This is a genomic window from Pseudomonas sp. Pse1 (assembly GCF_024519635.1).
GTDB lineage: Bacteria > Pseudomonadota > Gammaproteobacteria > Pseudomonadales > Pseudomonadaceae > Aquipseudomonas.
Genome location: NZ_JALJRO010000002.1, coordinates 1 through 22,664, shown reverse-complemented (window position 1 = coordinate 22,664; position 22,664 = coordinate 1). Strand labels below are relative to the sequence as shown.

The 22,664-nt window shown below is 55.3% G+C and carries 24 protein-coding genes and 1 pseudogene; 7 read left to right on the top strand and 18 right to left on the bottom strand.

The window, feature by feature from the left end; all coding sequences use genetic code 11:
• Window positions 1–134 precede the first annotated feature (134 nt).
• The 12 genes from NR126_RS02735 to NR126_RS02680 all read right to left on the bottom strand — a co-directional run bounded on the left by NR126_RS02735 (window position 135) and on the right by NR126_RS02680 (window position 12,151).
• A complete protein-coding gene (locus NR126_RS02735) occupies window positions 135–476 on the bottom strand; it encodes a copper-binding protein (RefSeq protein WP_105753644.1) in 342 nt (113 codons plus the stop codon).
• On the bottom strand, window positions 473–3,631 hold the full coding sequence (locus NR126_RS02730) for an efflux RND transporter permease subunit (protein WP_105753645.1): 3,159 nt from the start codon (window positions 3,629–3,631) through the stop codon (window positions 473–475). The genes NR126_RS02735 and NR126_RS02730 overlap by 4 nt, the downstream gene beginning before the upstream one ends.
• Window positions 3,628–5,109: an efflux RND transporter periplasmic adaptor subunit gene (locus tag NR126_RS02725; protein WP_105753646.1), complete on the bottom strand. Its 1,482-nt coding sequence runs from the start codon at window positions 5,107–5,109 to the stop codon at window positions 3,628–3,630. Before NR126_RS02725 ends, NR126_RS02730 begins: the two co-directional genes overlap by 4 nt.
• Window positions 5,106–6,362: a TolC family protein gene (locus tag NR126_RS02720; protein WP_105753647.1), complete on the bottom strand. Its 1,257-nt coding sequence runs from the start codon at window positions 6,360–6,362 to the stop codon at window positions 5,106–5,108. Before NR126_RS02720 ends, NR126_RS02725 begins: the two co-directional genes overlap by 4 nt.
• A 99-nt stretch (window positions 6,363–6,461) precedes the next feature.
• Entirely contained in the window at window positions 6,462–6,803 is a 342-nt protein-coding gene (locus NR126_RS02715) for a hypothetical protein (protein ID WP_105753648.1), read from the bottom strand.
• Between the two features lie 658 nt (window positions 6,804–7,461).
• Window positions 7,462–7,593: a YHYH domain-containing protein gene (locus NR126_RS02710; protein ID WP_105753734.1), complete on the bottom strand. Its 132-nt coding sequence runs from the start codon at window positions 7,591–7,593 to the stop codon at window positions 7,462–7,464.
• Between the two features lie 73 nt (window positions 7,594–7,666).
• Entirely contained in the window at window positions 7,667–7,879 is a 213-nt protein-coding gene (locus NR126_RS02705) for a TraX family protein (protein WP_256350861.1), read from the bottom strand.
• Between the two features lie 118 nt (window positions 7,880–7,997).
• Entirely contained in the window at window positions 7,998–8,435 is a 438-nt protein-coding gene (locus NR126_RS02700; RefSeq protein ID WP_105753649.1) for a YqaA family protein, read from the bottom strand.
• A gap of 12 nt (window positions 8,436–8,447) precedes the next feature.
• Window positions 8,448–9,584 (bottom strand): nickel/cobalt efflux protein RcnA, encoded by a 1,137-nt coding sequence (locus tag NR126_RS02695; protein ID WP_105753650.1) that lies wholly within the window; start codon window positions 9,582–9,584, stop codon window positions 8,448–8,450.
• A 7-nt stretch (window positions 9,585–9,591) separates the two neighbouring features.
• Window positions 9,592–9,891, bottom strand: a complete 300-nt coding sequence (locus NR126_RS02690; RefSeq protein ID WP_101209371.1) for a metal-sensing transcriptional repressor — start codon at window positions 9,889–9,891, stop codon at window positions 9,592–9,594.
• 191 nt (window positions 9,892–10,082) lie between these two features.
• Window positions 10,083–11,471, bottom strand: coding sequence for a heavy metal sensor histidine kinase (locus NR126_RS02685; protein WP_105753651.1), 1,389 nt, complete (start codon window positions 11,469–11,471; stop codon window positions 10,083–10,085).
• Entirely contained in the window at window positions 11,468–12,151 is a 684-nt protein-coding gene (locus NR126_RS02680; RefSeq protein WP_105753652.1) for a heavy metal response regulator transcription factor, read from the bottom strand. The genes NR126_RS02685 and NR126_RS02680 overlap by 4 nt, the downstream gene beginning before the upstream one ends.
• Window positions 12,152–12,439: 288 nt before the next feature.
• On the opposite strand from NR126_RS02680, the gene NR126_RS02675 reads away from it, so the two are divergent.
• Complete coding sequence (locus NR126_RS02675; RefSeq protein ID WP_105753653.1) at window positions 12,440–12,886, top strand: DUF411 domain-containing protein; 447 nt, start codon at window positions 12,440–12,442, stop codon at window positions 12,884–12,886.
• Window positions 12,887–12,937: 51 nt separating this feature from the next.
• Here the strand turns inward: NR126_RS02675 and copD are convergent, their stop codons facing one another.
• The 5 genes from copD to NR126_RS02650 form a co-directional block, all read right to left on the bottom strand.
• Window positions 12,938–13,873: a copper homeostasis membrane protein CopD gene (gene copD / locus NR126_RS02670; RefSeq protein ID WP_105753654.1), complete on the bottom strand. Its 936-nt coding sequence runs from the start codon at window positions 13,871–13,873 to the stop codon at window positions 12,938–12,940.
• A 2-nt stretch (window positions 13,874–13,875) separates the two neighbouring features.
• Window positions 13,876–14,262, bottom strand: coding sequence for a copper homeostasis periplasmic binding protein CopC (copC, locus tag NR126_RS02665; RefSeq protein ID WP_033039136.1), 387 nt, complete (start codon window positions 14,260–14,262; stop codon window positions 13,876–13,878).
• A 69-nt stretch (window positions 14,263–14,331) separates the two neighbouring features.
• The gene (locus tag NR126_RS02660; protein WP_371321426.1) at window positions 14,332–15,366 is read right to left on the bottom strand and encodes a copper resistance protein B; all 1,035 of its coding nucleotides are present in this window, start codon (window positions 15,364–15,366) and stop codon (window positions 14,332–14,334) included.
• 10 nt (window positions 15,367–15,376) lie between these two features.
• On the bottom strand, window positions 15,377–17,242 hold the full coding sequence (locus NR126_RS02655) for a copper resistance system multicopper oxidase (protein WP_105753655.1): 1,866 nt from the start codon (window positions 17,240–17,242) through the stop codon (window positions 15,377–15,379).
• A 150-nt stretch (window positions 17,243–17,392) separates the two neighbouring features.
• A complete protein-coding gene (locus tag NR126_RS02650; protein WP_105753656.1) occupies window positions 17,393–17,602 on the bottom strand; it encodes a co-regulatory protein PtrA N-terminal domain-containing protein in 210 nt (69 codons plus the stop codon).
• 285 nt (window positions 17,603–17,887) lie between these two features.
• On the opposite strand from NR126_RS02650, the gene NR126_RS02645 reads away from it, so the two are divergent.
• From NR126_RS02645 to NR126_RS02620, 6 genes and pseudogenes are all read left to right on the top strand, one after another.
• Window positions 17,888–18,283: a hypothetical protein gene (locus tag NR126_RS02645; RefSeq protein ID WP_105753657.1), complete on the top strand. Its 396-nt coding sequence runs from the start codon at window positions 17,888–17,890 to the stop codon at window positions 18,281–18,283.
• Between the two features lie 99 nt (window positions 18,284–18,382).
• Window positions 18,383–18,781 (top strand): hypothetical protein, encoded by a 399-nt coding sequence (locus NR126_RS02640; RefSeq protein WP_105753658.1) that lies wholly within the window; start codon window positions 18,383–18,385, stop codon window positions 18,779–18,781.
• Window positions 18,782–18,907: 126 nt separating this feature from the next.
• Window positions 18,908–19,159: a DUF2933 domain-containing protein gene (locus tag NR126_RS02635; protein WP_053163485.1), complete on the top strand. Its 252-nt coding sequence runs from the start codon at window positions 18,908–18,910 to the stop codon at window positions 19,157–19,159.
• A gap of 90 nt (window positions 19,160–19,249) precedes the next feature.
• On the top strand, window positions 19,250–21,520 hold the full coding sequence (locus NR126_RS02630) for a heavy metal translocating P-type ATPase (protein WP_105753736.1): 2,271 nt from the start codon (window positions 19,250–19,252) through the stop codon (window positions 21,518–21,520).
• Window positions 21,521–21,633: 113 nt separating this feature from the next.
• Window positions 21,634–21,906 (top strand): heavy-metal-associated domain-containing protein, encoded by a 273-nt coding sequence (locus NR126_RS02625; protein ID WP_105753659.1) that lies wholly within the window; start codon window positions 21,634–21,636, stop codon window positions 21,904–21,906.
• 27 nt (window positions 21,907–21,933) lie between these two features.
• Window positions 21,934–22,047 (top strand): annotated as a pseudogene (locus tag NR126_RS02620) (DUF411 domain-containing protein); the annotation flags it as partial.
• Between the two features lie 61 nt (window positions 22,048–22,108).
• On the opposite strand, the gene NR126_RS02615 reads toward NR126_RS02620, so the two are convergent.
• A complete protein-coding gene (locus tag NR126_RS02615; RefSeq protein ID WP_105753660.1) occupies window positions 22,109–22,387 on the bottom strand; it encodes a hypothetical protein in 279 nt (92 codons plus the stop codon).
• Window positions 22,388–22,664 lie beyond the last annotated feature (277 nt).

Sequence of the window (22,664 nt, the reverse complement as noted above, 5' to 3'; positions counted from 1 at the left end):
GGGGGAAGAAAGCTGCCATCGAGACCTAATAACGCAAAAGTCTCAGAGGTATATCGAGCGTCCGCATAGCAAAGAGGGATTCTGAAGAGACAAACCGACACGATGAACCGTGCCGGTTTTTTATCACCGCAGGCTCATTTCCTTATAGAAACAATTGTGGCTTTGCCACCCTCTAGGCGAAAGGAAAACGAGACGCGATCTCCGGCTGCCAGCCCTGTCAACTGATCCTCTGTCGCGGAAAAAGCCATAGTCATCGGTGGCCATTGCACTGATGGAACAGCGCCATGGGCAATGGTCACGGTATGCTTCGTAGGATCGATAGCCTTGATCGTTCCGTCGACGGTGGCTACTGGAGCTTGCTTTGTTTCTTGCTTCATTTCCATACCCTCCATTTTCATGCCCGGCATGTCCTCAGCATGGACAGAAAGTGAAAGCGCAAATACGGTGCTTGCAACTGCAATCATGGTCAGTTTCATACGACTTTTCCTTGAGGGTTGATGGGTTCAACTATGAGGTGCCGGCGACGCATCAGGCGATAGGCTGCCGGAATGACAAACAGGGAAAGCAATGGGGCCGTGATCATGCCGCCGACCATAGGCGCGGCGATGCGGCTCATCACTTCGCTACCAGTACCGCTGCCCAACAAAATGGGTAAAAGGCCGGCAATGATCACGGCAACGGTCATGGCCTTGGGTCGAACGCGCTGCACAGCGCCTTCGCGAATGGCCGCAACCAGCCCACGCTCAGTGTTGTCGCCGAGGTCTTCACGCTCGGCCCAGGCGTTCTTCAGGTAGAGCAGCATGATCACGCCAAATTCGGCAGAAACACCGGCCAGTGCGATAAAGCCGACTCCGGTGGCTACCGACAGGTTGAACCCCAACAGATAGAGGAACCATGCCCCGCCAGTCAGTGCGAATGGCAACGTGGCCATGATCAACAACGCCTCATCGAATCGGGCAAAAGTCAGGTAGAGCAGCACGAAGATGATCAACAGCGTGGCAGGCACCACCAGTTTGAGGCGTGCGTTAGCCCGTTCCAGAAATTCGAACTGCCCTGAGTAACTCAGGCTCATGCCGGGCTGCAACTTGACCTGCTCATTGACGACCTGGCGTAGATCGGCGACCACAGAAGCAATGTCCCGACCACGCACATCGATATACACCCAGCCTGAAGGCCGTGCGTTCTCGCTCTTGAGCATTGGCGGCCCGTCGCTGACCTTGACCTTCGCCACAGTGCCGAGGGTGATCTGGCTGCCTAACGGAGTGTAAATCGGTAATCGCTCCAGGCTGCCGACCGAGTCACGCCACTCACGTGGGTAACGCACGTTAATCGGAAAGCGTGCGAGACCTTCAATGGTCTCCCCGACGTTTTCACCGCCGATAGCGCCGGCCATGATGGACTGCACATCAGAGATGTTCAATCCATAGCGAGCGGCAGCCTTTCGGTCGATATCCACGTCAATGTAGCGGCCACCAGTCAGTCGCTCGGCAAGAGCCGAACTGACACCGGGCACGTCTTTGGCCACCCGCTCGACCGCTTGGGTGACGGCATCAATTTCCGTCAAATTGGTGCCGGCGACCTTTACTCCAATAGGGCTTTTGATGCCCGTAGCCAACATATCGATACGGTTGCGAATCGGTGGTATCCATATATTCGTAAGGCCAGGGACTCGTACCACTCGATCCAGTTCCTCCACTAATTTTTCCTGTGTCATGCCTGGGCGCCATTGCTCCTGTGGTTTGAACTGGATCGTGGTTTCAAACATTTCCAGCGGCGCCGGGTCGGTTGCAGTTTCAGCACGTCCAGCTTTACCGAAGACATGTTCGACCTCTGGAACAGTCTTGATCAGGCGGTCTGTTTGTTGCAGCAATTGCGCCGCTTTCTGCGCCGACAATCCCGGCAGGGCTGAAGGCATATAGAGCAGATCGCCCTCGTCCAACGGGGGGAGAAACTCGCCGCCCAAGCGCGACATTGGCCATAGCGCGCTGACAAAGACCAGCAACGCGACAAGCAGCGTGATCTTTGGTCGACGCAAGACCGCGTCCAGAGCTGGCTGGTAGATCCGGATCAGCCAACGGTTTAGCGGGTTATGTTGCTCAGTGGGGATTCGACCCCGAATCCAATAGCCCATCAGCACTGGCACCAAGGTCACTGACAATCCTGCCGCTGCGGCCATGGCGTAGGTCTTGGTGAAAGCTAATGGGCCGAACAATCGCCCTTCCTGCGCTTCCAGGGTAAAAACCGGAATGAACGAGAGGGTGATGATCAATAAACAGAAGAACAGTGCCGGGCCTACCTCTGCCGCTGCTTCGGTCATCACGTGCCAATGACGCTCACCCTTCAGTTCCTCCCCAGGATTGGCCGCGTGCCAGGCCTCAACCTTCTTGTGGGCGTTCTCGATCATCACCACGGCGGCATCGACCATCGCGCCGATGGCGATGGCAATCCCGCCCAAGGACATGATGTTGGCATTGATCCCTTGGTAGCGCATGACGATGAAGGCAATCAGCACCCCAACTGGCAGCGAGATAATCGCCACCAGCGATGAGCGCAAGTGCCAGAGAAAGATTCCACAGACCAACGCGACGACGATGAACTCTTCGATCAGCTTGTGGCTGAGGTTTTCAACAGCGCGGTCAATCAGCTTGCTGCGGTCGTAGGTGGTGACGATTTCCACCCCGGTCGGCAGACTGCTTTTCAGTTCGTCGAGTTTGGTCTTGACCGCCGCAATGGTCTCGCGAGCATTCTTGCCGCTGCGCAAAATCACCACACCGCCGACGGTCTCGCCTTCGCCGTCGAGTTCTGTAATGCCCCGCCGCATTTCCGGCCCCAATTGAATCGTGGCGACATCGCCAAGGGTTACCGGCACACCACCCGCACCCAACTTAAGCGGGATCGCCCGGAAGTCATTGAGCGTCTTCAGATAGCCCGAAGCGCGCACGATGAACTCGGTCTCTGCCATCTCCAGCACGGCACCACCGGTTTCCTGATTGGCCTTACCGATGGCGTCGGTCACCTCAGCCTGAGTGATACCGAGGCTGGCCAATTTCAGCGGATCGAGCTGCACTTGGTACTGCTTAACCATGCCACCCACGGTGGCCACTTCCGCAACGTTCGGCAGGGTCTTGAGTTCAAACTTGAGGAACCAGTCCTGAAGAGCGCGGAGCTGTGCCAAATCGTGCCCGCCACTGCGATCCACCAGTGCGTACTGATAGATCCAACCCACCCCCGTCGCATCCGGCCCCAACGCCGGCTTGGCGCTGGCCGGCAAGCGGCTTTGTATCTGACTCAGGTACTCCAACACCCGCGAGCGAGCCCAATACAAGTCAGTGCCGTCTTCGAACAACACGTACACGAAGCTATCTCCGAAGAAGGAATAACCGCGTACCGTCTTAGCGCCCGGCACCGAGAGCATGGTGGTGGCCAACGGATAGGTCACCTGGTTCTCGACAATCTGCGGCGCTTGCCCCGGATAAGGGGTGCGGATGATCACCTGAACATCGGAGAGATCCGGCAGTGCATCGATGGGCGTGCTCTGTACCGACCAAATGCCCCAAGCCGTGACAAACAGCGTCGCCAGTAGCACCAGGAATCGGTTGGCCACTGACCAACGAATGAGGGCAGCAATCATGGCTGGCTCCCCGATTTATCCAGGCGCTCAACACGCAAACCATCATCGGACTGGCTCACCGCGATACGAACCTTGTCACCCGCTTTGAGACCCTGCATCAGCGACGGATTGGCGAGTGGAAACGTCATCGTCATGCCAGGCATGCCGAGTGTCTTGAAGGGGCCGTGGGCAAGCGTGACTTCTTTATCGTTGATCTCAACGATCTGCCCATCCGCTTCATGAAAGCTGGAGGCTGCTGCGCTGGGTGGTGACTGTTCCTCCGAGCTTGCAACAATGCCCTTAAGACTGGCCTCCGAGTCGAGCAGGAACTGACCAGAGGTAACCACCTTCTGGCCTTCTTCCAGACCCTTCAATATCGCCGTTTTGCCATCGCTTTCCTGCCCGAGGTGTACCTCCACGGGACGGTAGCGACCAGCGTCTTCGGCGAGCATCACCAGGGCTCGTCGGCCAGTTCGAATCACCGCCTCACTCGGCACCCACAATACACTTTGCTCGGTCGAACGATTCAGGCGTACCTGCGCCGTCAAACCCGGTCTGAGGCGCCCGTCCGGATTGGGTAACTCCACACGTACCCGAAGGGTGCGACTGTCCGGATTTGTCTCGGGCAAAATCGCGCCGACCTTGCCACTGAGTGTTATTCCTGGGAAGGCTGGCAGACGCGCTTCGACCGCCTGCCCCACGGCGATAGCTCCGGAATCCGATTCTGGAACGGCCACGGCTAGCCAGACACTGCTCAAGCCATTGACGCGTGCCAGAGTGTCGCCAGTCGCCACGGTCATGCCCGCACGAACATTCAATTCTTGCAGCACACCACCAATAGGGCTGGTGAGCGTCAGGTAAGGCTGAACCTTACCGCCACGCTCTACCTGAGTAATCAGTGTTGCCGGCATCCCTGTGAGCCGCAATCGCTGGCGGGCCGCAGCCAACAGGTCAGCATCCCCATTGCGCTTCAGCGCAAGGAACTCTGTCTGGGCGGATGTCCACTCGGGCACCAGGATATCCGCCAACGCCGCGTTGGCTTTGAGTACATCGCCGGGAGCGTGGGCATAGACCCTCTCCACAAAGCCAGTGGTGCGGGCCTGAATCACCGCGACATCGCGCTCGTTGAATCCCAAGACTCCTGTGACGTCGAGACTGGAATCAAAGATCCCACGGGTGACAGTTGCAAAACGCAGACCGAGATTCTGGGTAAGACTCGGATCGATACTGACAGTCGCACGATCCCCTGCGCCACCGGCGTACTTAGGAATAAGTTGCATGTCCATGAAGGGGGACTTACCCGGCTTATCGAACTTTTGCTGCGGGTACATGGGGTCATACCAATACAGAGCCTTGCGTTCGTCAGGTGAATCGTGGCTCTGCTCCTGGGCAGAACTGGATACCCCATTCATGCGCTGTTGAGCGAACCAGTAACCTCCGGCAATACCGAATGCCAGCGAGATGCCAACCAGCAATGCCCCATTCCATTTAAGGTTCATTGACTGGCCTCCCAATAAGCAAAATACAGACGCGCACTGGTCAGCGCTCGTTGCTCCTCCACGTCGATCTGTTTGAGGCGGGCTTCGATGAGTTCACGTCGGGCGGCAATAACGGCGTTTAAATCACCTTTGCCGACACGGTAGCTGGCCATGCTGAGTTCGACCTTTTCCCTGGCCAGCGGCAACAGGCTTTCCTGGTTGCGACTTACCGCACGATTCAAGCGCTCATAGTCAGCCAGTTCGTTTTCCAGTTGCTGAGTGTGCTCGCGTGACAGAGCATCGCGCTCAGCCTCAAGCTGACTGAGTTCAGCCTGTTTGGCTGCGATTTTGGGATTTTGCCGAGAGTCAGGAAACAGCGGTAGATCCCAGGAAAATTGCACACTTACCATGTCGCCAAACTCACGGCCACGGCGCTGGTAATCCAGTTCCCAGCTCCAGTCCGACTGCTTCTCCGACACGGCTTCACGAACCTTGGCTTGCGCTTCACGGGTCATCGGTGCAAACGCTGCCAACTCGGGATGGTGTTGCAGTTTATGGGCGTAGCTTGATGGATCGACAGGCCATTGAGGCAAGCTGCCCACAGGCTTGTCGTTGGCGGCGGAGCCTATCCAGCGTTTGAGGGCCGCTCGGGCCTGCACGCGCTGGCGAACCAGATCGTCCTGTTGCTCCTCCAGTTGAGCCGCTTCTTGCTTGGGTGTCACCGCATCGGCGGGTTGAGCGCGGCCACCGGCAATCTGGGCCCGGACGGTATCGGTCAGCAGGCGGTTCTCTTTGTAGAAGTCCTGGAACAGCGCATCTTTGCGCTCAACCGAGTAGCTGCTGATCCAGGCCAACGCCGTGGACTGGCGTACCTTCAGGCGCTCGACTCCACGCTCTGCCGCAGCTCGATCAATGGCCGCATCGGCGACCTCAATGCGTGCTTTGCGCTTGTCGCTGTTGGGCATCTCTTGTCTGACCCCGACCATTTGCATGGTCATGAAGTCCCGGTCGATGCTCCATCGATCCGGGCCGCCAATGGGGTAGTTCTGCACACCCACCAATAACTTGGGATCGGGTAATTCACCAGCGGGGATGGCTGCACTGCTGGCAGCCTGAATTTTCGCGTCTTGTGCGGTCAGCGACGGCGCATTGTTTTCGGCCAGCCGCAACGCTTCATCGAGTGTCAATGCGGCAGCGAAGCTCGGCAATGCCAGTACGCTTGCCGCCAAACCGGCCACGAGGGGCCAACCTGTGCAATAGCACTTGGGGTTCATGTTCACGATTCCTGTGATGATCCACTGCGCGCTTCATAAGACATGCACGCAGATATGCCATTCCGCTAAAGCGGAATGAGGCTCAGTGTGGTACAGGAATCAAACGCGAGGGGGTCGCCAAACCCAGGACGAGGTCTTTACAGGCAAGGAATCGCTGAAGAATGAAATCACTTCGGGGCTGAATACGGTTACAGGAGGCTTTAAGATCGAGACTTGCAGCATGCCGCCCGACTTGCATTCCTGGCCCGGCTTACAAGGTTTGCCGTGATCGGAAGGGCCTTTCATATCGTTGCAGCAGTCCATCCCCATATCGTCCATCATCGCCATGCCCATCGTCTTCATTGGGCACGGTTCTGTCGGTGCCTGAACGCCCGCCATCCCGCTGAGGGGAAGCGCCAAGCTGATCATGAAGATGATGCAAAACCGCAGATAGCGTTTCATGGTCTGGAGTCTAGTCGCTGCAAATGGCTCTTACAAATGGAAGCGGTCGACCCAATAGGCCTGCCAAAGGCGATAAAACAAATCCTAAGTTAAGCCAACATTACCGACGCGAAATAAAGTTTCTGACACGCAGTTTCTAGATCTGCAAGTGGTTAAAAAACGATCAAGGCATCACTCAAGCCAATCCAGCCGAGACGCATCATTTCGCCTACGCAACTGCTTGGCTAGGTTATCTCAGCTGCCATTGCATAAGGATGATACTCACTGCCAAACCGAGTGTAAGGATTCCGATTCCAAGCAAAACTCCGATAAGCAGAGGACGTTTCCACAAGGCCCTAACCTCCGGTTTTCGCATGCTCAACGAATATTGAGTACAAGCGTGAGAGCAATTACCAAGCCAGTAGGTAGGGTCACCACGAGTGGGCGATGGAATGGCCACTTCAGGACGGTAGATTCATATTGCCTCACGGAGAATTCCCCAAAAGTGGAGTGATCTCCCTCACATATAGTGCTGAGTGCCCGAGATTGGGCAGGTATTGGGGCTATGACCCAGCCATTAGCTGTCCTTTACGGTTTTGCTCGATGGTGCCTAACTGGCCTCCACAAATCTGAAGAAGCCAGCTGCATCAAGCCCAGCATCAAGCTGGGCTTTTGCCGTTTAGTGGCAGTGGTAGTCGTTCGTTTTATGGTTGCGATGGCAACCTTTTGAATCAGTACCGCCGCTGTGCGCGAAGGCAGCAACGGATGTAATCGAAAGTAAAGCGGCGATCAAAAGGGCAGACAGTTTCATCAGGGCTTGCTCCATGCTAATTTTTTTATACTTGTGAGACCTCTCACGCATCGCAGCGTATGGCTAATTGCCTTCATTGGGCAAGCGAGTTCCTTATTCTCCCTGAGGAAGTGCTGATATAGCGGTAAGGCGCTTCTGAAATGGCGGCGAACAACGGCATCAAGGCGAGGCAACGACTATTAGCAGGCGTCAGCAGTTCGCGCGATTTGGAGCGCAATACGTTGGCCGCGATGGCGCTACAGAAGAGCGGAAAAGAGAGTCGTCCCCGAACGGACAGATAGCCCATCTCCGGCTTTACCTACTGCAGATGGTCGATACCCATGGTCAGCATCGCCAGCCACTTGATCAGATCCAGGCTGCTGCTTCGGCTCTTGAGCGAGATATGTTGGTCGTATAAGCCATCATCAAGCCCAACCCAGGGTGACAGCGGTCAGCACGAGATAACGAATGCCCTTGGCCAGGGTAACTATCAGCAGGAAGCTCCAGATAGGCTCGCGCATCACTCCAGCAACGACCGTTAATGGATCGCCAATGATGGGCACCCAGCTCAGCAATAACGACCAGCGCCCATAGCGCAAGTAGAATTGCTCGGCCTTTTCGAGCTTGCTCTCGCTCACCGGAAACCAGCGCTTGTGGTGCAATCGCTCAATGGAGCGACCCAACACCCAATTCAGCGTAGAACCGAGAACGTTGCCGAAGGTGGCGACCGTCAATAACGTCGAAGCGATGTACCGGTCTGAGAGCAACATCGCGACTAGCACGGCTTCAGATTGCATTGGCAATAACGTAGCGGCACCGAATGCCGCCAGAAAAAGACCAACGTAGCTGGTGAGTTCGAACACTCAAACATCGCCTTACGCGGTCAGGCCCATCCAGCCATGGAAGCCCACGTACAGACCAACACCAATGATCAACACGCTGGATAGGTACGGTGCACGACGAGCCACGGTGCCCAGCCACGGCCAGCGATTGGAGGCCTGTTTAGCACCGATGGCTGCCGCAGCACCGACCGTGACTAAGGTAAGGGCCAAGCCGATGCTGAAGCACAGGACGAGCATGCCACCCAGCGCCACTTCTTTAACCTGAAGACACAGCAACAGAACGGTGATGGCAGCCGGACAAGGAATCAAACCGCCCGTCAAACCGAACACGACGATCTGGCCCGTGGTGACCTCGCGGTTGGTGAAGCGCTTACGGATATCGTTGGCATGTGCGCGCTCGTGTGCATCCTGATAGCCGTCAATCGACAACTCCAGACCTTCCAGTTCGGAATGCGCATGCCCGTGATCATGCTCCTGGTAGTCCAGATCATAATCATGGGAGTGGCCTGCATGCCCAAGACTCAGGCGAGCACTGAACTCATGAGGTTCCGGGATATCGACTGTCGATTCTAGGAAGCCTTCACGCTCAGAAAATAAGAACGCTTGGGTGCTGCCGTCTGGACGGGTAGTCATCAGGCGAACATCCGAGGCCGCCCAGGAGTGTCCGGTCAATGTCTTCAGGCGCCAATGCGGTGGTATGCCTTGTTCGAAAATCGACAGTTCGATGCGCCCGTGGCCGGTATCGATTCGGTGGGTTTCATCATGATGTCCATGGTCATGCTCGCCGTGGTGGTGGTCATCACCTTGCTCGAACTTGAACATCTGCTCACCGCGCCAGGTACGCCACAGCATCCAAAGCGCAATTGCGATGATCAGTGCAGAGGACGCGAGCTGGAAGTATGGTTCAGTGGTTTGTGCGTCCAAGCCTTTGCCCAGATACATCCCGCCGATAGCGACTAGCCACACTACGGCAGTGTGCGAAAGCGTAGCGGCCAAGCCCAGTAACACAGCCTGTTTAACCGAGCCACGAATGGCCACGATGAACGCCGCCATCATGGTCTTTGAGTGGCCGGGCTCCAGGCCATGCAAGGCACCGAGCAAAATAGCGCTCGGGAAATACAGCCAGGCGTGGGCCCCGCCTTGTTGCAGCAGTTCAGCGAAATTGGGCATTTCAGACCTAGAGGTACTTGGTGATTTGTTTGAACGCTTCCAGCGGTGCGCGCTCGCCATTACCTAACGCCGAAACGGTGTCCTCAAGGCAGTGATCGATGTGATCCTGGATGAGCGTGCGCTTCGCCTGGCAGACCGCTTTTTCGACAGCGTGCAACTGCTGAGCAATGTCCACGCATTCACGACCCTCTTCGATCATGGTGATGATGCCGCGCAAATGGCCATCAGCCCGCTTGAGGCGCTTGATGATCGCCTCGTGACTTTGGTGGGTGTGCGGATGGCTATGTTGGTGTTCTTGCTCACTCATGGCTTGAGCCTCGGGCCTCAATGAATTACGCCGGCATCCTATCCCCCCAGGGGGGATAGGTCAAACGTATCAAAACACGATAAGACGAGTTGAAACCCGAACGTCATGTTCAGCAGAACACTCACAATGACGGTGGTACTCGCGTTTGTTGTTGCCATGTTTGTGGACAGGGCCGGGCGATCTCTTTGCTTTCACCCTTGGTCAGCAGGCCACGCGGGTAGGCTGATCATAAAGGTCGTATGGCCATCTCTGGAGACACATCCAACGGTGCCGTCATGGGCGTCGACCAGTGATTTGACGATTGCCAGCCCTAACCCCGCATGGTTCGTAGCGCTCTCTCTCCGTGCGGGATCGACTCGGTAAAAACGGTCAAACAGCCGGGGCTGATGCTCTACCGCTATCTCCTCGCCGGGGTTTTCCACTGACAAGCTGATCATGTCGCCAAGGGGCTCGATTTTCACGGAGATCGTACAGTCAGGTGGGGTATACCTGAGCGCATTGGACAGCAAATTCGAGATCGTCCGATCCAGCATCGTCCCGTCACCATTCACCGCGCCGTGCCCGACGACCTGCAGCTTTACCCCTGTGTCGTCTGCGAGAAGCTGGTAATACTCGAACAATTTCTCGACGACCGAACGCAACTCGATTTTCTCTTTGGCAGGTAGAACCAGACCGTTGTCCGACTTTGCTAAGAAAAGCATGCCGTCAATAATGCTGGAGAGTCGGTTCAGATCTTCCAGGTTGGAATAAAGATTCTCTTCATAATCCTCTGGTGCACGTTTCTTTGTGAGGATGACTTCGGTATGTGTGCGCAGATTGCTGATAGGAGTACGTAGCTCGTGCGCGATATCGGCTGAAAAGTTAGACAACCGAGCAAATGACTCTTCAAGGCGAGCCAGCATAGCGTTAAACGAAGTGACAAGGAGCTCAAGCTCGCGGGGCACAGAATCCATCGGAATACGCTCCTTCAGCGATCCGGCTGACATCGAGGCCGCGACTTTCGTCACTTGTGCTACCGGCTTCAGCCCGCTGAGCGCGACCAACCACCCTAAACCTGCGCTAACCAACGCGCTAATCGCCAGCCCGATCACTAACCACCAGCGCAGAGTTTCAACGAAATGCATATGGCTTGTGATGTCTAGACTCAGCCACGCGGTCATTGGCTCAGCTTCATTCGCCAAATGAACTTGGGCTTTCATGCCTCGGTACTTATGGCTTCCAGCTGTCCACTCCCACATCTCTTCCCTCGGGTCACCAGAGGAGGAAGAAGGATGTCCAACTGCATTTGAAGTTGCGAAGAACGTCTTCCCGCCCATCGCGATAATTGAGGCTGAGAGTTCCTGGTGAGCACCAAGGAGTGCTTGTAGCTGCAACACAACTTCTGAAGGGTCTGCGGAGCCAGCTTCGCCATCCATTATTTGCCTAATGGATTCGAGCTTTTCCGTCATCGCTTGACGGTCGAGAGCTTTGAAGTGATGTTGGCTGAATCCGTCAAAAGTAAAGCCTGCAACTACCAGCACGGCGACCACGGCACAGACAAACATCATGCTTAAACGGAGGGTAAGAGATGCGCGCTTCATTCTGTATCCGGAGCATCTAGCATGTATCCCATTCCCCTCGCGGTCTGAATCATCTTGGTGTCGAAATCGTCGTCGATTTTGGCCCGGAGCCGACGAATCGCGACTTCGATCACGTTGGTATCACTGTCGAAATTCATGTCCCAAACCTGCGATGCGATCAGTGATTTCGGCAAGACTTCTCCCCGACGGCGCATCAGCAGCTCTAGCAGCGAATATTCCTTGGCAGTAAGGTCAATACGTCGACCTGACCGCGAAGCCCGTCGCTTCAGAAGATCGACCTCTAGATCACCGATCTTGATTGATGTCTGGTTGGGTACGGCGGCACCACGGCGAAGCAAGCTTCTGACGCGAGCAAGCAACTCGGAAAATGCGAAGGGTTTGACTAAATAATCGTCTGCACCTAATTCCAAACCTTTGACCCGGTCGTCAACTCCGTCCCTGGCCGTCAGAAACAGCACAGGAACAGTGCTCCCGGCTGTGCGGATAGAGCGAATGACCTCCCAGCCATTCAGGCCCGGCATCATTACGTCCAGGATTAGAAGATCGTAGGCCTCATTTTGCGCCTGGTGCAGCGCCTCTGTTCCCGTCACAACCCGGTCGACACTGAAGCCAGCTTCCAGGAGGCCTTGCTGTAGGTACATTCCAATTTTGGGTTCGTCTTCTGCAACCAAGATTTTCATGCAGGGGCTCCGGTTTTGCGGTGTTCTAGTGTGCTACCAATCTGACGACTGTGCGGAAGCTTACGCAAATGTAATTGCCCCAACAGCAAACGGATAGCTCCCAGGCAAGACGGGGTCGGGGGCGGTGGATTGAGGGAGAGCAGCTAGTCGGCAGCTTACAAAAACGTAATCGGCAATCTGAGCTTTTTGCGCTTAACCTACCTTCCATCCAGTGCGGAAGTACGACTCCTGGCCTACGGCCAGTGCATACAGCGCAACCGCACACTAAAACGTGACGAGGTGCATCGAATGTTCAAACGAAAGCTATCGCTTGCTGTGGGATTGATGATTTGTGGGGTTGTGCAGGCAGCTGAGCCACTCACAATCGATGTACATCGGGACGCGAACTGCGGGTGCTGCAAGGAATGGGTCAAGCACCTCGAATCGAATGGATTCAAGGTAGTAGACCATGTGGAAAGTAATATGAGCGCTATCAAGCAGAACCTGGGCGTGCCACAGGGACTCGCTTCATGCCATACGGCTGTGATTGACGGCAAATTCGTAGAGGGTCATGTCCCAGCCGATGAAATCAAGAAGCTGAATGGTCGTTCAGACCTCGCAGGAATTGCAGTGCCAGGCATGCCCGCAGGTTCTCCTGGTATGGACTACGGCCAGAATCATCAACCTTACCAAGTCCTGGGGCTCACCAAGGCAGGTGCGCAAGAAGTGGTCGCTGACTACCCCATCAGCCGATAGTCGTTGCTCAGATCTGAGCGCCCTTGGGGCCGCTCGGATCTAGCTCCTGGATCACCCTTGAGCCATCTCGATTGAGGGGCTCAATGTTCCTAGCCAAGCCACCAAGCAAACGATGACGACAGCACAGGTCGATTCGATCACCACACTTTTTCTCAAAGTAGTTGCTGCTAGAGAAAAATCACCGGCCACCACAGACCGCTCTAGTGAAGGGCTCAGGTAGAAACGATTGAGGGTAGCTAGCCCGATCATTCCCACGAAAAGTATGATCTTCACGAGTAGGAGAGCGCCATAGGTGCTGGTTACGACTTCGATTACTGTCGGCCCGACAATGAAGAGATAATTAGCGACGCCAGTAACTATGATCGTACCAACAATGAATGCGCCCGCTGTTTCGAATCCCTTGAGCGCTCGCGATAGCACTCGTACCAGTTGCTCCGAATTAGCCCCCCTAATACTCAACATCAGACCAAACGCCGCGAGAGCTCCGATCCAGCCGCCAGCGGCAAGTAGGTGCAGAATATCAGCGGCAAAGTGCCAGAATCGCAGGGCGCCTTCATCCATCGCCCCGTGACCTGTCCATGGGAGTGTCGCTAATGCAATGCTCCCAGCCAAGGTAGCAACCCAGAGACTGCCCGTTGGCCATCGCTTGCTCTGGCTTCCAACAAAAATCACCACTGCTAGCGAGATCATGCGCGTCACCCAGCTGTAGCCGATCTCTGTCTCGTACAGCATCATTTCCAGGTGAGTTCGCAGTTCCGCCCAGTCGGATGCGCCGCTCATATTTTTTGTCATGACTGCGAAAGCTGCTAGGGACAAAAGCATACCTATAGCGGCGGTGCCAGGCAGTAGCGACCCAAAATGTAGCACAGTTCCCGATACCCGCTCTTTTCCCCGAAGGCTGTACAGCCCAAAGACAGCGAGACCGAACAGGAGCATCAGATCCAGGTAAAGGGCGAGGCGCAGTACCACATTCAAAGGGTCGCTCATGGTTATTTCACTTTGAAAGTGACGCTGCCGGTAATCGGATGGGTATCGGAGGAAACCGCTCGCCATTCCACTTTGTAGGTGCCAGCTGTGAGAGGAGAGGCCGGGGTCAAGACCATGGTTTTAGGGTCGTTACTGCCGGCCACGCTGGCTTTCACACCCATAGGAGAGTGCGACGACATGCCAGGCATTTCGGTCATGATCAACTTGGCTCCGGAAAACTGGGTAACCAGGTTTTCAGAAAAGTGCAGCTCAATCTTTGCTGGGGCTGGGCCGTTCGCGCCTTCAGCTGGAGTTGAAGAGACTAGCTTCGGGTGAGCCTGGGCAACTGCACTGAGCAGAAGGCTGGATGAAAGAGCGACGGCCACAACACAGGATTTAAATACAGACATGCAAGGCTCCTCACAGCGCGTAGCTGTTGTAATGAGGTTATATAATTATTTGGTGCCGCTAACTGTGGTTTAGAACCACACCCGGACGCCGAGCACCAGACGTGCTTCGTTATTGTCTTCGCCTTCCTCGCTGGCATAGTCAGCGGTCTTTCCATAAGCCCGATTCCAAGTCACGCCTACATAAGGTGCGAACTCAGGACGGATTTCGTATCGGAGCCGCAAACCGACTTCACTCTCAGACAACCCTGAACCGACTCCACGTTTGGGATCGTTTTTGCCATAGAAATTGAATTCTGCCGTTGGTTGCAAAATCAGCTTATTGGTTAGGAGAATGTCGTAGTCCCCTTCCAGCCGCGCGGCGGTCTGGCCGCCTTCACCTAAATAAGCTGTAGCCTGGGCCTCGAAATTGTAGAGCGCCAAGCCCTGGATACCTAAAGCCGCCCACGTTTGAGGGTCGCCTGGTTTGAAGTCTTGACGAACGCCGCCGACTAGATCCCACCAAGGGCTGATGGCGTGTCCCCATAAAGCTTGAACCTCAGCTTCTTCAGTCTTCCCATTGGTGCGCTCGCCTTCGGAGCGCAACCATAGACGATCAACATCTCCCCCTATCCAACCTTGGGCTTCCCAGTTCAGTGCGCTTCCATCGTCAGCATCCTGCCATTCCAATTTCTCAAATATAAAAAATGAGTTGAGGGCTGTGTCATGAACTTGGTGACCACCAGGGGACTTATAGACTCCAGCTCTGTCAGCATCGGTTAGCGGTGGTATCGGAGTCCGGCTTTGAGTTTGTGGTTGCTTGGCGGGCTGCATACCCTCCATTTTGCTGTGATCCATGCCCTGCATCTGGCTGTGATCCATACCCTGCATCTGGCTATGATCCATGCCTTGCATTTTGCCGTGATCCATACCCTGCATCTGGCTGTGATCCATACCTTCCATCTTGCCGTGATCCATGCCCGGCATTTGGCTGTGATCCATGGTCTGCATCTGCCCGTCTTCGGTACCCTGGCTTGTTTCAGCGGCTGCTGGCAAGACAAAACCAGTGGCTAGAGCGACGGTAAATACAGCTGAGTGCATGCGAGTCCCGCAAAAATAATTGCTCATAGTCGACTCCTTATTCCTCTACACGCACTTCGCGGAACATCCCCATTTCCATGTGATACAGGAGATGGCAGTGGTAGGCCCAGCGGCCCAGCGCATCGGCTGTCACTCGGTAGCTGCGCTTCGACCCTGGCGGCATATCAATAGTGTGTTTGCGGACAAGGAATTGTCCGTTTTCATCTTCAAGGTCGCTCCACATGCCATGCAAGTGGATGGGATGAGTCATCATGGTGTCGTTGACGAGAACGATCCGGACTCGCTCGCCGTATTTCAGTTTTAAAGGCTCGGCGTCCGAAAACTTCACACCGTTGAAAGACCAGGAAAATTTCTCCATATGCCCGGTCAAGTGCAGTTCGATAGTTCGACTTGGCTCACGGCCATCTGGATCCTCAAACGTGCTCTTTAAGTCGGAATACGTCAGCACCTTTCGACCATTCTCGCGAAGGCCCATGCCAGGATCATCAAGCTTTGGCGACGTCGACATTGCCTGCATGTCGACGAGAGGATTGTTGGATTCTGTGGCTGGGTGCGACTGCATTTCTCCCATACCACTCATGCCGCCCATAGACATTTTGCTGTGATCCATTCCTTCCATGTTGTCCATGCCGGACATGTCTTGCGTAGCGCCATGATTCATACCTTTCATGGCACTGCCGTCCATTCCTGACATACCCTGCATTGAGCTGTCTCCCATGCCGGCCATCTTGCTGTGATCCATTCCAGCCATGTCGCCCATACCATCCATCGCCCCATGATCCATACCGGCCATACCCATGTCGGCCATGGTGACGAGTGGACGAGGGTCAAGTTCAGGTACTGGGGCAGCCAGACCAGGCCGGACGGCCAAGGTGCCTCTTGCGTACCCCGACCGATCCATCGACTGCGCAAACAGTGTGTAGGCGTCCTGAGTTGGTTCGACGATCACATCGAAAGTCTCGGCAGTGGCGATCCTGAACTCGTCCACGCTTACGGGCTTAACATACTGGCCATCGGCAGCCACAACAGTCATCTTCAAACCCGGAATACGGACATCAAAGTAGCTCATGGCTGAACCATTGATGAACCTCAACCTAAGCTTTTCGCCAGGTTTGAAGGTGCCCGTCCAGTTGGAGTTCGGCGCGTGGCCGTTCATCAAGTAGGTGTATGTCGCGCCACTGACGTCTGCAATGTCAGTGGGATTCATCTTCATTTCGGCCCACATCTTGCGGTCAGCAACGGTGGCTGACCAACCTTTTTCAGCTACGTCATGGATGAAATCACTGACTGTGCGTTTGTGGGTGTTGTAGTAGTCAGACTGCTTCTTCAATGTTTTCATCAGCGAAGCCGGATCTTCATCCGTCCAGTCAGTAAGCATCACCACGTAGTCACGGTCATACTCAAATGGCTCGGCCTCTTTCGCGTCGATTACCAATGGGCCGTATACACCTACCTGTTCTTGGAAGCCGGAGTGACTGTGATACCAGTACGTTCCGTTCTGCTTGACCTTGAATTGATAGACATACGTGCCGTTAGGCTCGATCCCATGGAAGCTAAGGCCCGGCACGCCGTCCATATTCGCGGGGAGGATAATCCCGTGCCAGTGGATTGATGTCATATCCTTGAGGCGGTTCTTGACCCGCAAGGTCACGGTATCGCCCTCACGCCAGCGCAGTTGAGGCCCCGGAATCCCACCATTGATTGTCATAGCAGTCCGGGCATTCCCAGTGATATTTACCGGGGTTTCTCCAATAAATAGGTCAAACTCTCTGCCTGACAGGACATTGGTTTCGCCCAAGCGAGGTGCCGCCCATATAGGCGTCTGCCAAAGCCCTAAGCCACCGAGAATCCCGCCTGCGGTGAGACCTTTCACAAAGGTGCGCCGAGAAGTTTTGGAATGCATACCGATTCATGTCCCGTCAGTCGGATGTCAGGTGCACGCACGTTGGCGTGTTCCCGAGGGTTCACGCTTTGGATAGCTAGTGCGCTTGATACATTGGAAGATGCCATAAGCCAGCAAACGGGGTGATTACATTTCCGTAAGCTGGGCGGTTCAGCATTGATGCTTCTGCTTTTCAGCCGTGGGCTTTTCCTGTGCAATATCCTCTTGCACTTGCGCTTGTGGGACGGGTTTGGTGGTGGCCATTGCCGTCTCGCGAGCTCGTTCCATGCGCTCAACCGCACGGTCGCCGCCACCTTCGGCAAAGGCCAGGGACGATATAGCCAAACTGAGTGTAAGAATCACAACGTTGGTTGCTTTCATAGTGCATCTCCTTCAAGGAATTGACTCTCGATGAAACCAGAGAGTTTGAGCGTCAGCTCGATGAGGATGATGAGGGGACGCACCTGTCAGCACGCTTAGCCGGTGATTACACTTTTGACAGCACACGGAGAAACTCAACATCTGAAAGATCGACGTGCGTCATAAAATTTGACTGCACCACAGAACCGACAGCCGGCTGCATAAATTGATGTAGATCAACCTTGGCACTTCGATGTGCTGTATGTTGATAAATCAAAACCCGCTAATCAGTACCGGAGATTCTCCATGTTCTGGTTTCGCCATCGTCAACCATCGTTCATACGCCTGGCCATCGTGCTGTGGGTGTTAGCGTTTGGTCTGGCAGCGACCCAGGGATGTCTGGCACAGCCCAGCCACAATCCGGCTACAACGCATGTCTCGTTGAACACCGCGCAAGATCACGATAGCCACGACGCCCATGCCCTCGGCTGCCTTCAGCACTGCGCCGATGCGGCGATAGCTGTAAGTCCTTCGCTCCATCTTCAAATATTTGATCTGTTCAGTTGGACGTTTCTGCTCCTTATCCCAGCGCTGCTGATTTTGTATCCCGCCAATCTCTCCGCTTTTGCCTTTCTTGCATTACGGCGCCCTGTACCGGCCAGACCTCCTGCACGCCTGATTTTCGTCCGTTTCAACGATTAATCCGACCTTCTGCGCGCCGATCTTCGGCGCATTGTCTGACTGCGCCAATCTGGTGCGGCTCGGTATTACCTGAGTTGTCCTCACCCTTTGGAGATTGCCATGCATGCCTCACTGAAATTTATCCTCGCCACCCTGCTCGTGAGCAGCCCACTCATGGCCTCGGCAGTCGATGAGCATCACCCGGAGCAGACGCCGACCGCGCCCGCCCAGACAAGCGAAGCAGCTACGCCGATGCAAAACACTGTCATGACCGAGCAAATGCAAAAAATGCAGGCTGCACACGACAAGGCAGCCGCCGCCAAGACCCCTGCCGAGCGACACGCCGCCATGCAGGAGAGCATGAAGACGATGAAGGACAGCATGGCCATGATGCATAAGAACTGTCATGGCATGGGCATGGACGGCAACAAAGACGGCATGGAGATGGGAATGATGAACATGATGATGAAAATGATGGATCAGCAATCGAGCATGATGAACATGCCGATGAGCAAGTGACGCGCACAAGCCTGTAGGCAATGCAGCGACGGTTTTACCTTAGCCAATTATGCCAAGGGTAAAACTGCCGCCCGTTACACCTATACGACGTATCACTAAACAGCACTCCCTCAGGAGTAAAGAACCATGATGAATTCACCACATTCAACTAACAACTCTCCAACATTTTGGAGGAGTAAACCCGGCATAGCGCTGGGCATGCTGCTGGTGATCGCGCTGTTCTATCTGGCTAGAGAACACTACGGCCATATGTTGGGCTTACTGCCTTACATGATTTTGCTGTTGTGCCCGCTGATGCATTTTTTCGGGCACCACCACGGTGGTCACAGTCATCACGGCGACACCTCAGTCTCAACCAAAGATGCGAACAGGAGTTAGCTCATGCACACCCCTGAGGTTCGTCAAGAGCACGGCCCAATACAGAACTCTGAACCCCAACCCACCGGCTCCCATGACCCGGTATGTGGCATGACCGTCAGTAACGACAGCCAGTTCAGCACGGAATATGAGGGGCAAAACTACCGGTTCTGCAGCCAGAAATGCCAAACGACCTTCAGGGCATCGCCCGAGCGTTATCGAATATCCCAACTGAAAATCGAACAAGTCCATCAGACAACAGCAGAACCGGTAACGGGTGCCGCTGAATACACATGTCCCATGCATCCGGAAATTCGCCAGCTCGGCCCCGGCGTCTGTCCTAAGTGCGGCATGACCTTAGAGCCGGTGATTCCCGAATTGGAGGAAGAAGAGAACTTAGAACTCAAGGACTTCACCCGGCGTTTCTGGTGGACATTGCCACTGACAGTGATCGTAACCGTGCTGGCTATGGGCGGCCATGCCTTGGTGCTGTTCCATGGCACCACGCAAAATTGGGTGGAGCTGGGATTGGCTACACCCGTCGTGCTGTGGGCTGGCTGGCCGTTTTATGTGCGTGGTGTGCGTTCGGTGATTCAGCGAAGTCCGAACATGTGGACGCTAATCGGCCTCGGCACGGCGGCGGCCTTCCTTTACAGCGTCGTGGCCACCCTGACCCCCGATGTATTCCCCAGCAACTTCATGATGGAGGGCCGCATCGGTGTGTACTTCGAAGCGGCGGCTGTGATCATTTCACTGACCCTTCTCGGCCAGATGCTTGAACTCAAGGCTCGCTCGCAAACCTCGGCTGCCATCAAGTCGCTGCTTGGACTTGCACCCAAAACTGCCCGACGGATCAATGCCGATGGCACGGAAGAAGACATCCCACTGACACACGTACACAGCGGCGACACGTTACGTGTGCGACCGGGCGAAAAAGTGCCTGTCGACGGTCAGGTGCTGCAAGGCGAAAGCGCTGTAGATGAGTCGATGCTCACCGGCGAACCAATACCGATAATGAAGAGGGCCGGCGACGCGCTGATCGGAGCCACCCTCAACATTCACGGCAGTCTGGTGATGCAAGCGCAGAAGATAGGGTCAGCGACCCTGCTCGCACAGATTGTGCAGATGGTTGTGCAGGCACAACGCTCAAAAGCGCCGATGCAACGGCTGGCAGACGTGATTGCCAGTTACTTCGTGACCGTTGTGATTGCTATCGCCGCGCTGACTCTACTCGGCTGGGGGCTGTGGGGGCCCGAGCCAAGTTGGGTGTTCGGACTGATCAACGCTGTCGCGGTCATGATCATCGCCTGTCCCTGTGCCCTTGGCCTAGCAACACCGATGTCAGTCATGGTTGCCACCGGCAAGGCTGCTGGCAGTGGAGTATTGTTTCGCGATGCCGCCGCCATCGAAAACCTGCGCAAGATAGACATCTTGATAGTCGACAAAACTGGCACGCTCACTGAAGGTCGGCCAGCGTTCCATAGCGTCGAGGCCGTACATGGATTTACTCAGGATGAAGTGTTGCGCCTGGCCGCAAGTCTCGATCAGGGCAGTGAGCATCCATTGGCCCACGCCATCGTCGAGCAGGCTCGTGCCGCAGGGCTAAAACTGGTGACACCTGAAACCTTCGAGTCAGCCTCAGGTATCGGTGTAAGCGGTCAGGTGGAGGGTCGCCGCCTTATGCTAGGCAATACCGCGTTGATGCAGGAGGCGGGCGTTTCCACAGAGAGTTTGCAAGAACATGCCGAGAAGCTACGCGGCGACGGTACGAGCATCATGTACCTGGCAGTCGATGGCGCCCTGGCGGGTTTGCTGGCTGTTGCCGACCCCATCAAACCCACCACGAAGCTGGCCGTCGAGCGTCTGCAGGCGGATGGAGTCAAGGTCATCATGGCCACTGGCGACGGCCTTACGACTGCTCGCTCGGTAGCTCGCCAGTTGGGCATCAAGGAGGTGCACGGCGAGGTCAAACCGCAAGATAAAGAGCGTCTGGTGGCATCTCTGCAACAAGCCGGACACCGGGTGGCGATGGCCGGCGACGGCATTAATGATGCCCCCGCACTGGCTCGCGCTGATGTAGGTATCGCCATGGGCACTGGCACTGACGTGGCGATGAACAGCGCTCAGGTCACTCTGGTCAAGGGCGATCTGCTCGGTATCCTGCGTGCTCGCAGCCTGTCAGTAGCAACGGTGAGAAATATGCACCAGAACCTGACCTTCGCCTTCCTTTACAACGCCATGGGCATCCCACTGGCTGCCGGCTTGTTCTATCCACTTACCGGTCACCTTCTGTCACCGCTCATTGCCGCCCTGGCCATGAGCGTGAGCTCGGCGTCGGTGGTATTCAACGCCTTGCGTCTGCGCCAGGCTTCCATTGATTGAGTGAAACGACCGCTTGACCTTGCCATGGCAGCAAGGTTGAGGATAAGCCAACGCCGCAGAAAAGCCTCATGCGTCAGTCGTTCCATGATCAACTTTGTTGTGAGGAGTCACCAATGAAAACTGTTGAACTGCAAGTCCAAGGCATGAGCTGTGGTTCATGTGTGAAACATGTCACCGAAGCGCTGCGCCCAGTTGAAGGCGTGAGTGACGTAGCGGTGGATTTACAAGCCGGACGGGTGAAGGTCAGCGGCGACTCGGACAGCCATGCGCTGCTTGCAGCCCTGGAGAACGCGGGCTATCCAGCACAGCTTGCGACAGTGGAAAGCGTAGCGAGTAAGAAAACCTCGGGCTGTGGCGGGAACGGCGGCGGTTGCTGCTGCCGGTAAGCATTATTTATAAACAGGAGAACTCCCATGAATGTCAGCCTGCGAATTGCTGCGTTCACGACACTACTCATGACCGGAGCGGCACAAGGCGCTGAAGTCATCGACGTTTACCGCGATCCTAAGTGCGGCTGCTGCAAGGCAAACAATCTCAGCTCTATCGCTACCATCATGACGCTTTAGTCAAATACTTGAAGCGTCGTCATCAAAGGTCATCCTGCTCTTCCCAAATGTCGACTTCGCCCATCGCTCCTAGGTAAATTTTGCGACAAGGAAGCTTGGTGATGAGCCCGTTTTCGAAAAGCACCCTGGGAATATCCGCAAACAAGCTCGACACTTCCCATTTCTCTGTGAGCGGCTTCATTGCCTCTGCTATGAATGAATCGAGGTCGAAGTCCTGCGTTGCAACAAAGGGCCCAGCGCGGTCGTAATTCTCAAAAATGCCCGAGGCAATACAGATGACTTCGCCTGCCTTGACGATCATGACACCACCTCGAAGCCATTGAGCATACTGAAAATTGCCCAGCAGCGGGTAGGTGCCATCGTGCCAGGTCGAACGCCTGATGCAGGCACAGTCACGCTGTACGCACGTCACGCTAGCAACTTAGTTGATGGGCTCATTACACTGCTGCCAAAGGTGAAGCTTTCGCAAGCCTTACGAGGCTCTTGTCTTGAAATCGAACTGGGGATTTGACGTCCGCGCAGGCTCCTCGAACACCAGTCAGCAACAATCTTATTAAAACTTGCCCAGCGAAATGCGT

Bases quoted from the DNA above. Each gene is read 5' to 3' on its own strand.
- NR126_RS02735 (WP_105753644.1), bottom strand. From the start codon at position 476: ATGAAACTGACCATGATTGCAGTTGCAAGCACCGTATTTGCGCTTTCA.
- NR126_RS02730 (WP_105753645.1), bottom strand. From the start codon at position 3,631: ATGATTGCTGCCCTCATTCGTTGGTCAGTGGCCAACCGATTCCTGGTG.
- NR126_RS02725 (WP_105753646.1), bottom strand. From the start codon at position 5,109: ATGAACCTTAAATGGAATGGGGCATTGCTGGTTGGCATCTCGCTGGCA.
- NR126_RS02720 (WP_105753647.1), bottom strand. From the start codon at position 6,362: ATGAACCCCAAGTGCTATTGCACAGGTTGGCCCCTCGTGGCCGGTTTG.
- NR126_RS02715 (WP_105753648.1), bottom strand. From the start codon at position 6,803: ATGAAACGCTATCTGCGGTTTTGCATCATCTTCATGATCAGCTTGGCG.
- NR126_RS02710 (WP_105753734.1), bottom strand. From the start codon at position 7,593: ATGAAACTGTCTGCCCTTTTGATCGCCGCTTTACTTTCGATTACATCC.
- NR126_RS02705 (WP_256350861.1), bottom strand. From the start codon at position 7,879: ATGGGCTATCTGTCCGTTCGGGGACGACTCTCTTTTCCGCTCTTCTGT.
- NR126_RS02695 (WP_105753650.1), bottom strand. From the start codon at position 9,584: ATGCCCAATTTCGCTGAACTGCTGCAACAAGGCGGGGCCCACGCCTGG.
- NR126_RS02690 (WP_101209371.1), bottom strand. From the start codon at position 9,891: ATGAGTGAGCAAGAACACCAACATAGCCATCCGCACACCCACCAAAGT.
- NR126_RS02685 (WP_105753651.1), bottom strand. From the start codon at position 11,471: ATGAAGCGCGCATCTCTTACCCTCCGTTTAAGCATGATGTTTGTCTGT.
- NR126_RS02680 (WP_105753652.1), bottom strand. From the start codon at position 12,151: ATGAAAATCTTGGTTGCAGAAGACGAACCCAAAATTGGAATGTACCTA.
- NR126_RS02675 (WP_105753653.1), top strand. From the start codon at position 12,440: ATGTTCAAACGAAAGCTATCGCTTGCTGTGGGATTGATGATTTGTGGG.
- copD (WP_105753654.1), bottom strand. From the start codon at position 13,873: ATGAGCGACCCTTTGAATGTGGTACTGCGCCTCGCCCTTTACCTGGAT.
- copC (WP_033039136.1), bottom strand. From the start codon at position 14,262: ATGTCTGTATTTAAATCCTGTGTTGTGGCCGTCGCTCTTTCATCCAGC.
- NR126_RS02660 (WP_371321426.1), bottom strand. From the start codon at position 15,366: ATGAGCAATTATTTTTGCGGGACTCGCATGCACTCAGCTGTATTTACC.
- NR126_RS02655 (WP_105753655.1), bottom strand. From the start codon at position 17,242: ATGCATTCCAAAACTTCTCGGCGCACCTTTGTGAAAGGTCTCACCGCA.
- NR126_RS02650 (WP_105753656.1), bottom strand. From the start codon at position 17,602: ATGAAAGCAACCAACGTTGTGATTCTTACACTCAGTTTGGCTATATCG.
- NR126_RS02645 (WP_105753657.1), top strand. From the start codon at position 17,888: ATGTTCTGGTTTCGCCATCGTCAACCATCGTTCATACGCCTGGCCATC.
- NR126_RS02640 (WP_105753658.1), top strand. From the start codon at position 18,383: ATGCATGCCTCACTGAAATTTATCCTCGCCACCCTGCTCGTGAGCAGC.
- NR126_RS02635 (WP_053163485.1), top strand. From the start codon at position 18,908: ATGATGAATTCACCACATTCAACTAACAACTCTCCAACATTTTGGAGG.
- NR126_RS02630 (WP_105753736.1), top strand. From the start codon at position 19,250: ATGACCGTCAGTAACGACAGCCAGTTCAGCACGGAATATGAGGGGCAA.
- NR126_RS02625 (WP_105753659.1), top strand. From the start codon at position 21,634: ATGAAAACTGTTGAACTGCAAGTCCAAGGCATGAGCTGTGGTTCATGT.
- NR126_RS02615 (WP_105753660.1), bottom strand. From the start codon at position 22,387: ATGATCGTCAAGGCAGGCGAAGTCATCTGTATTGCCTCGGGCATTTTT.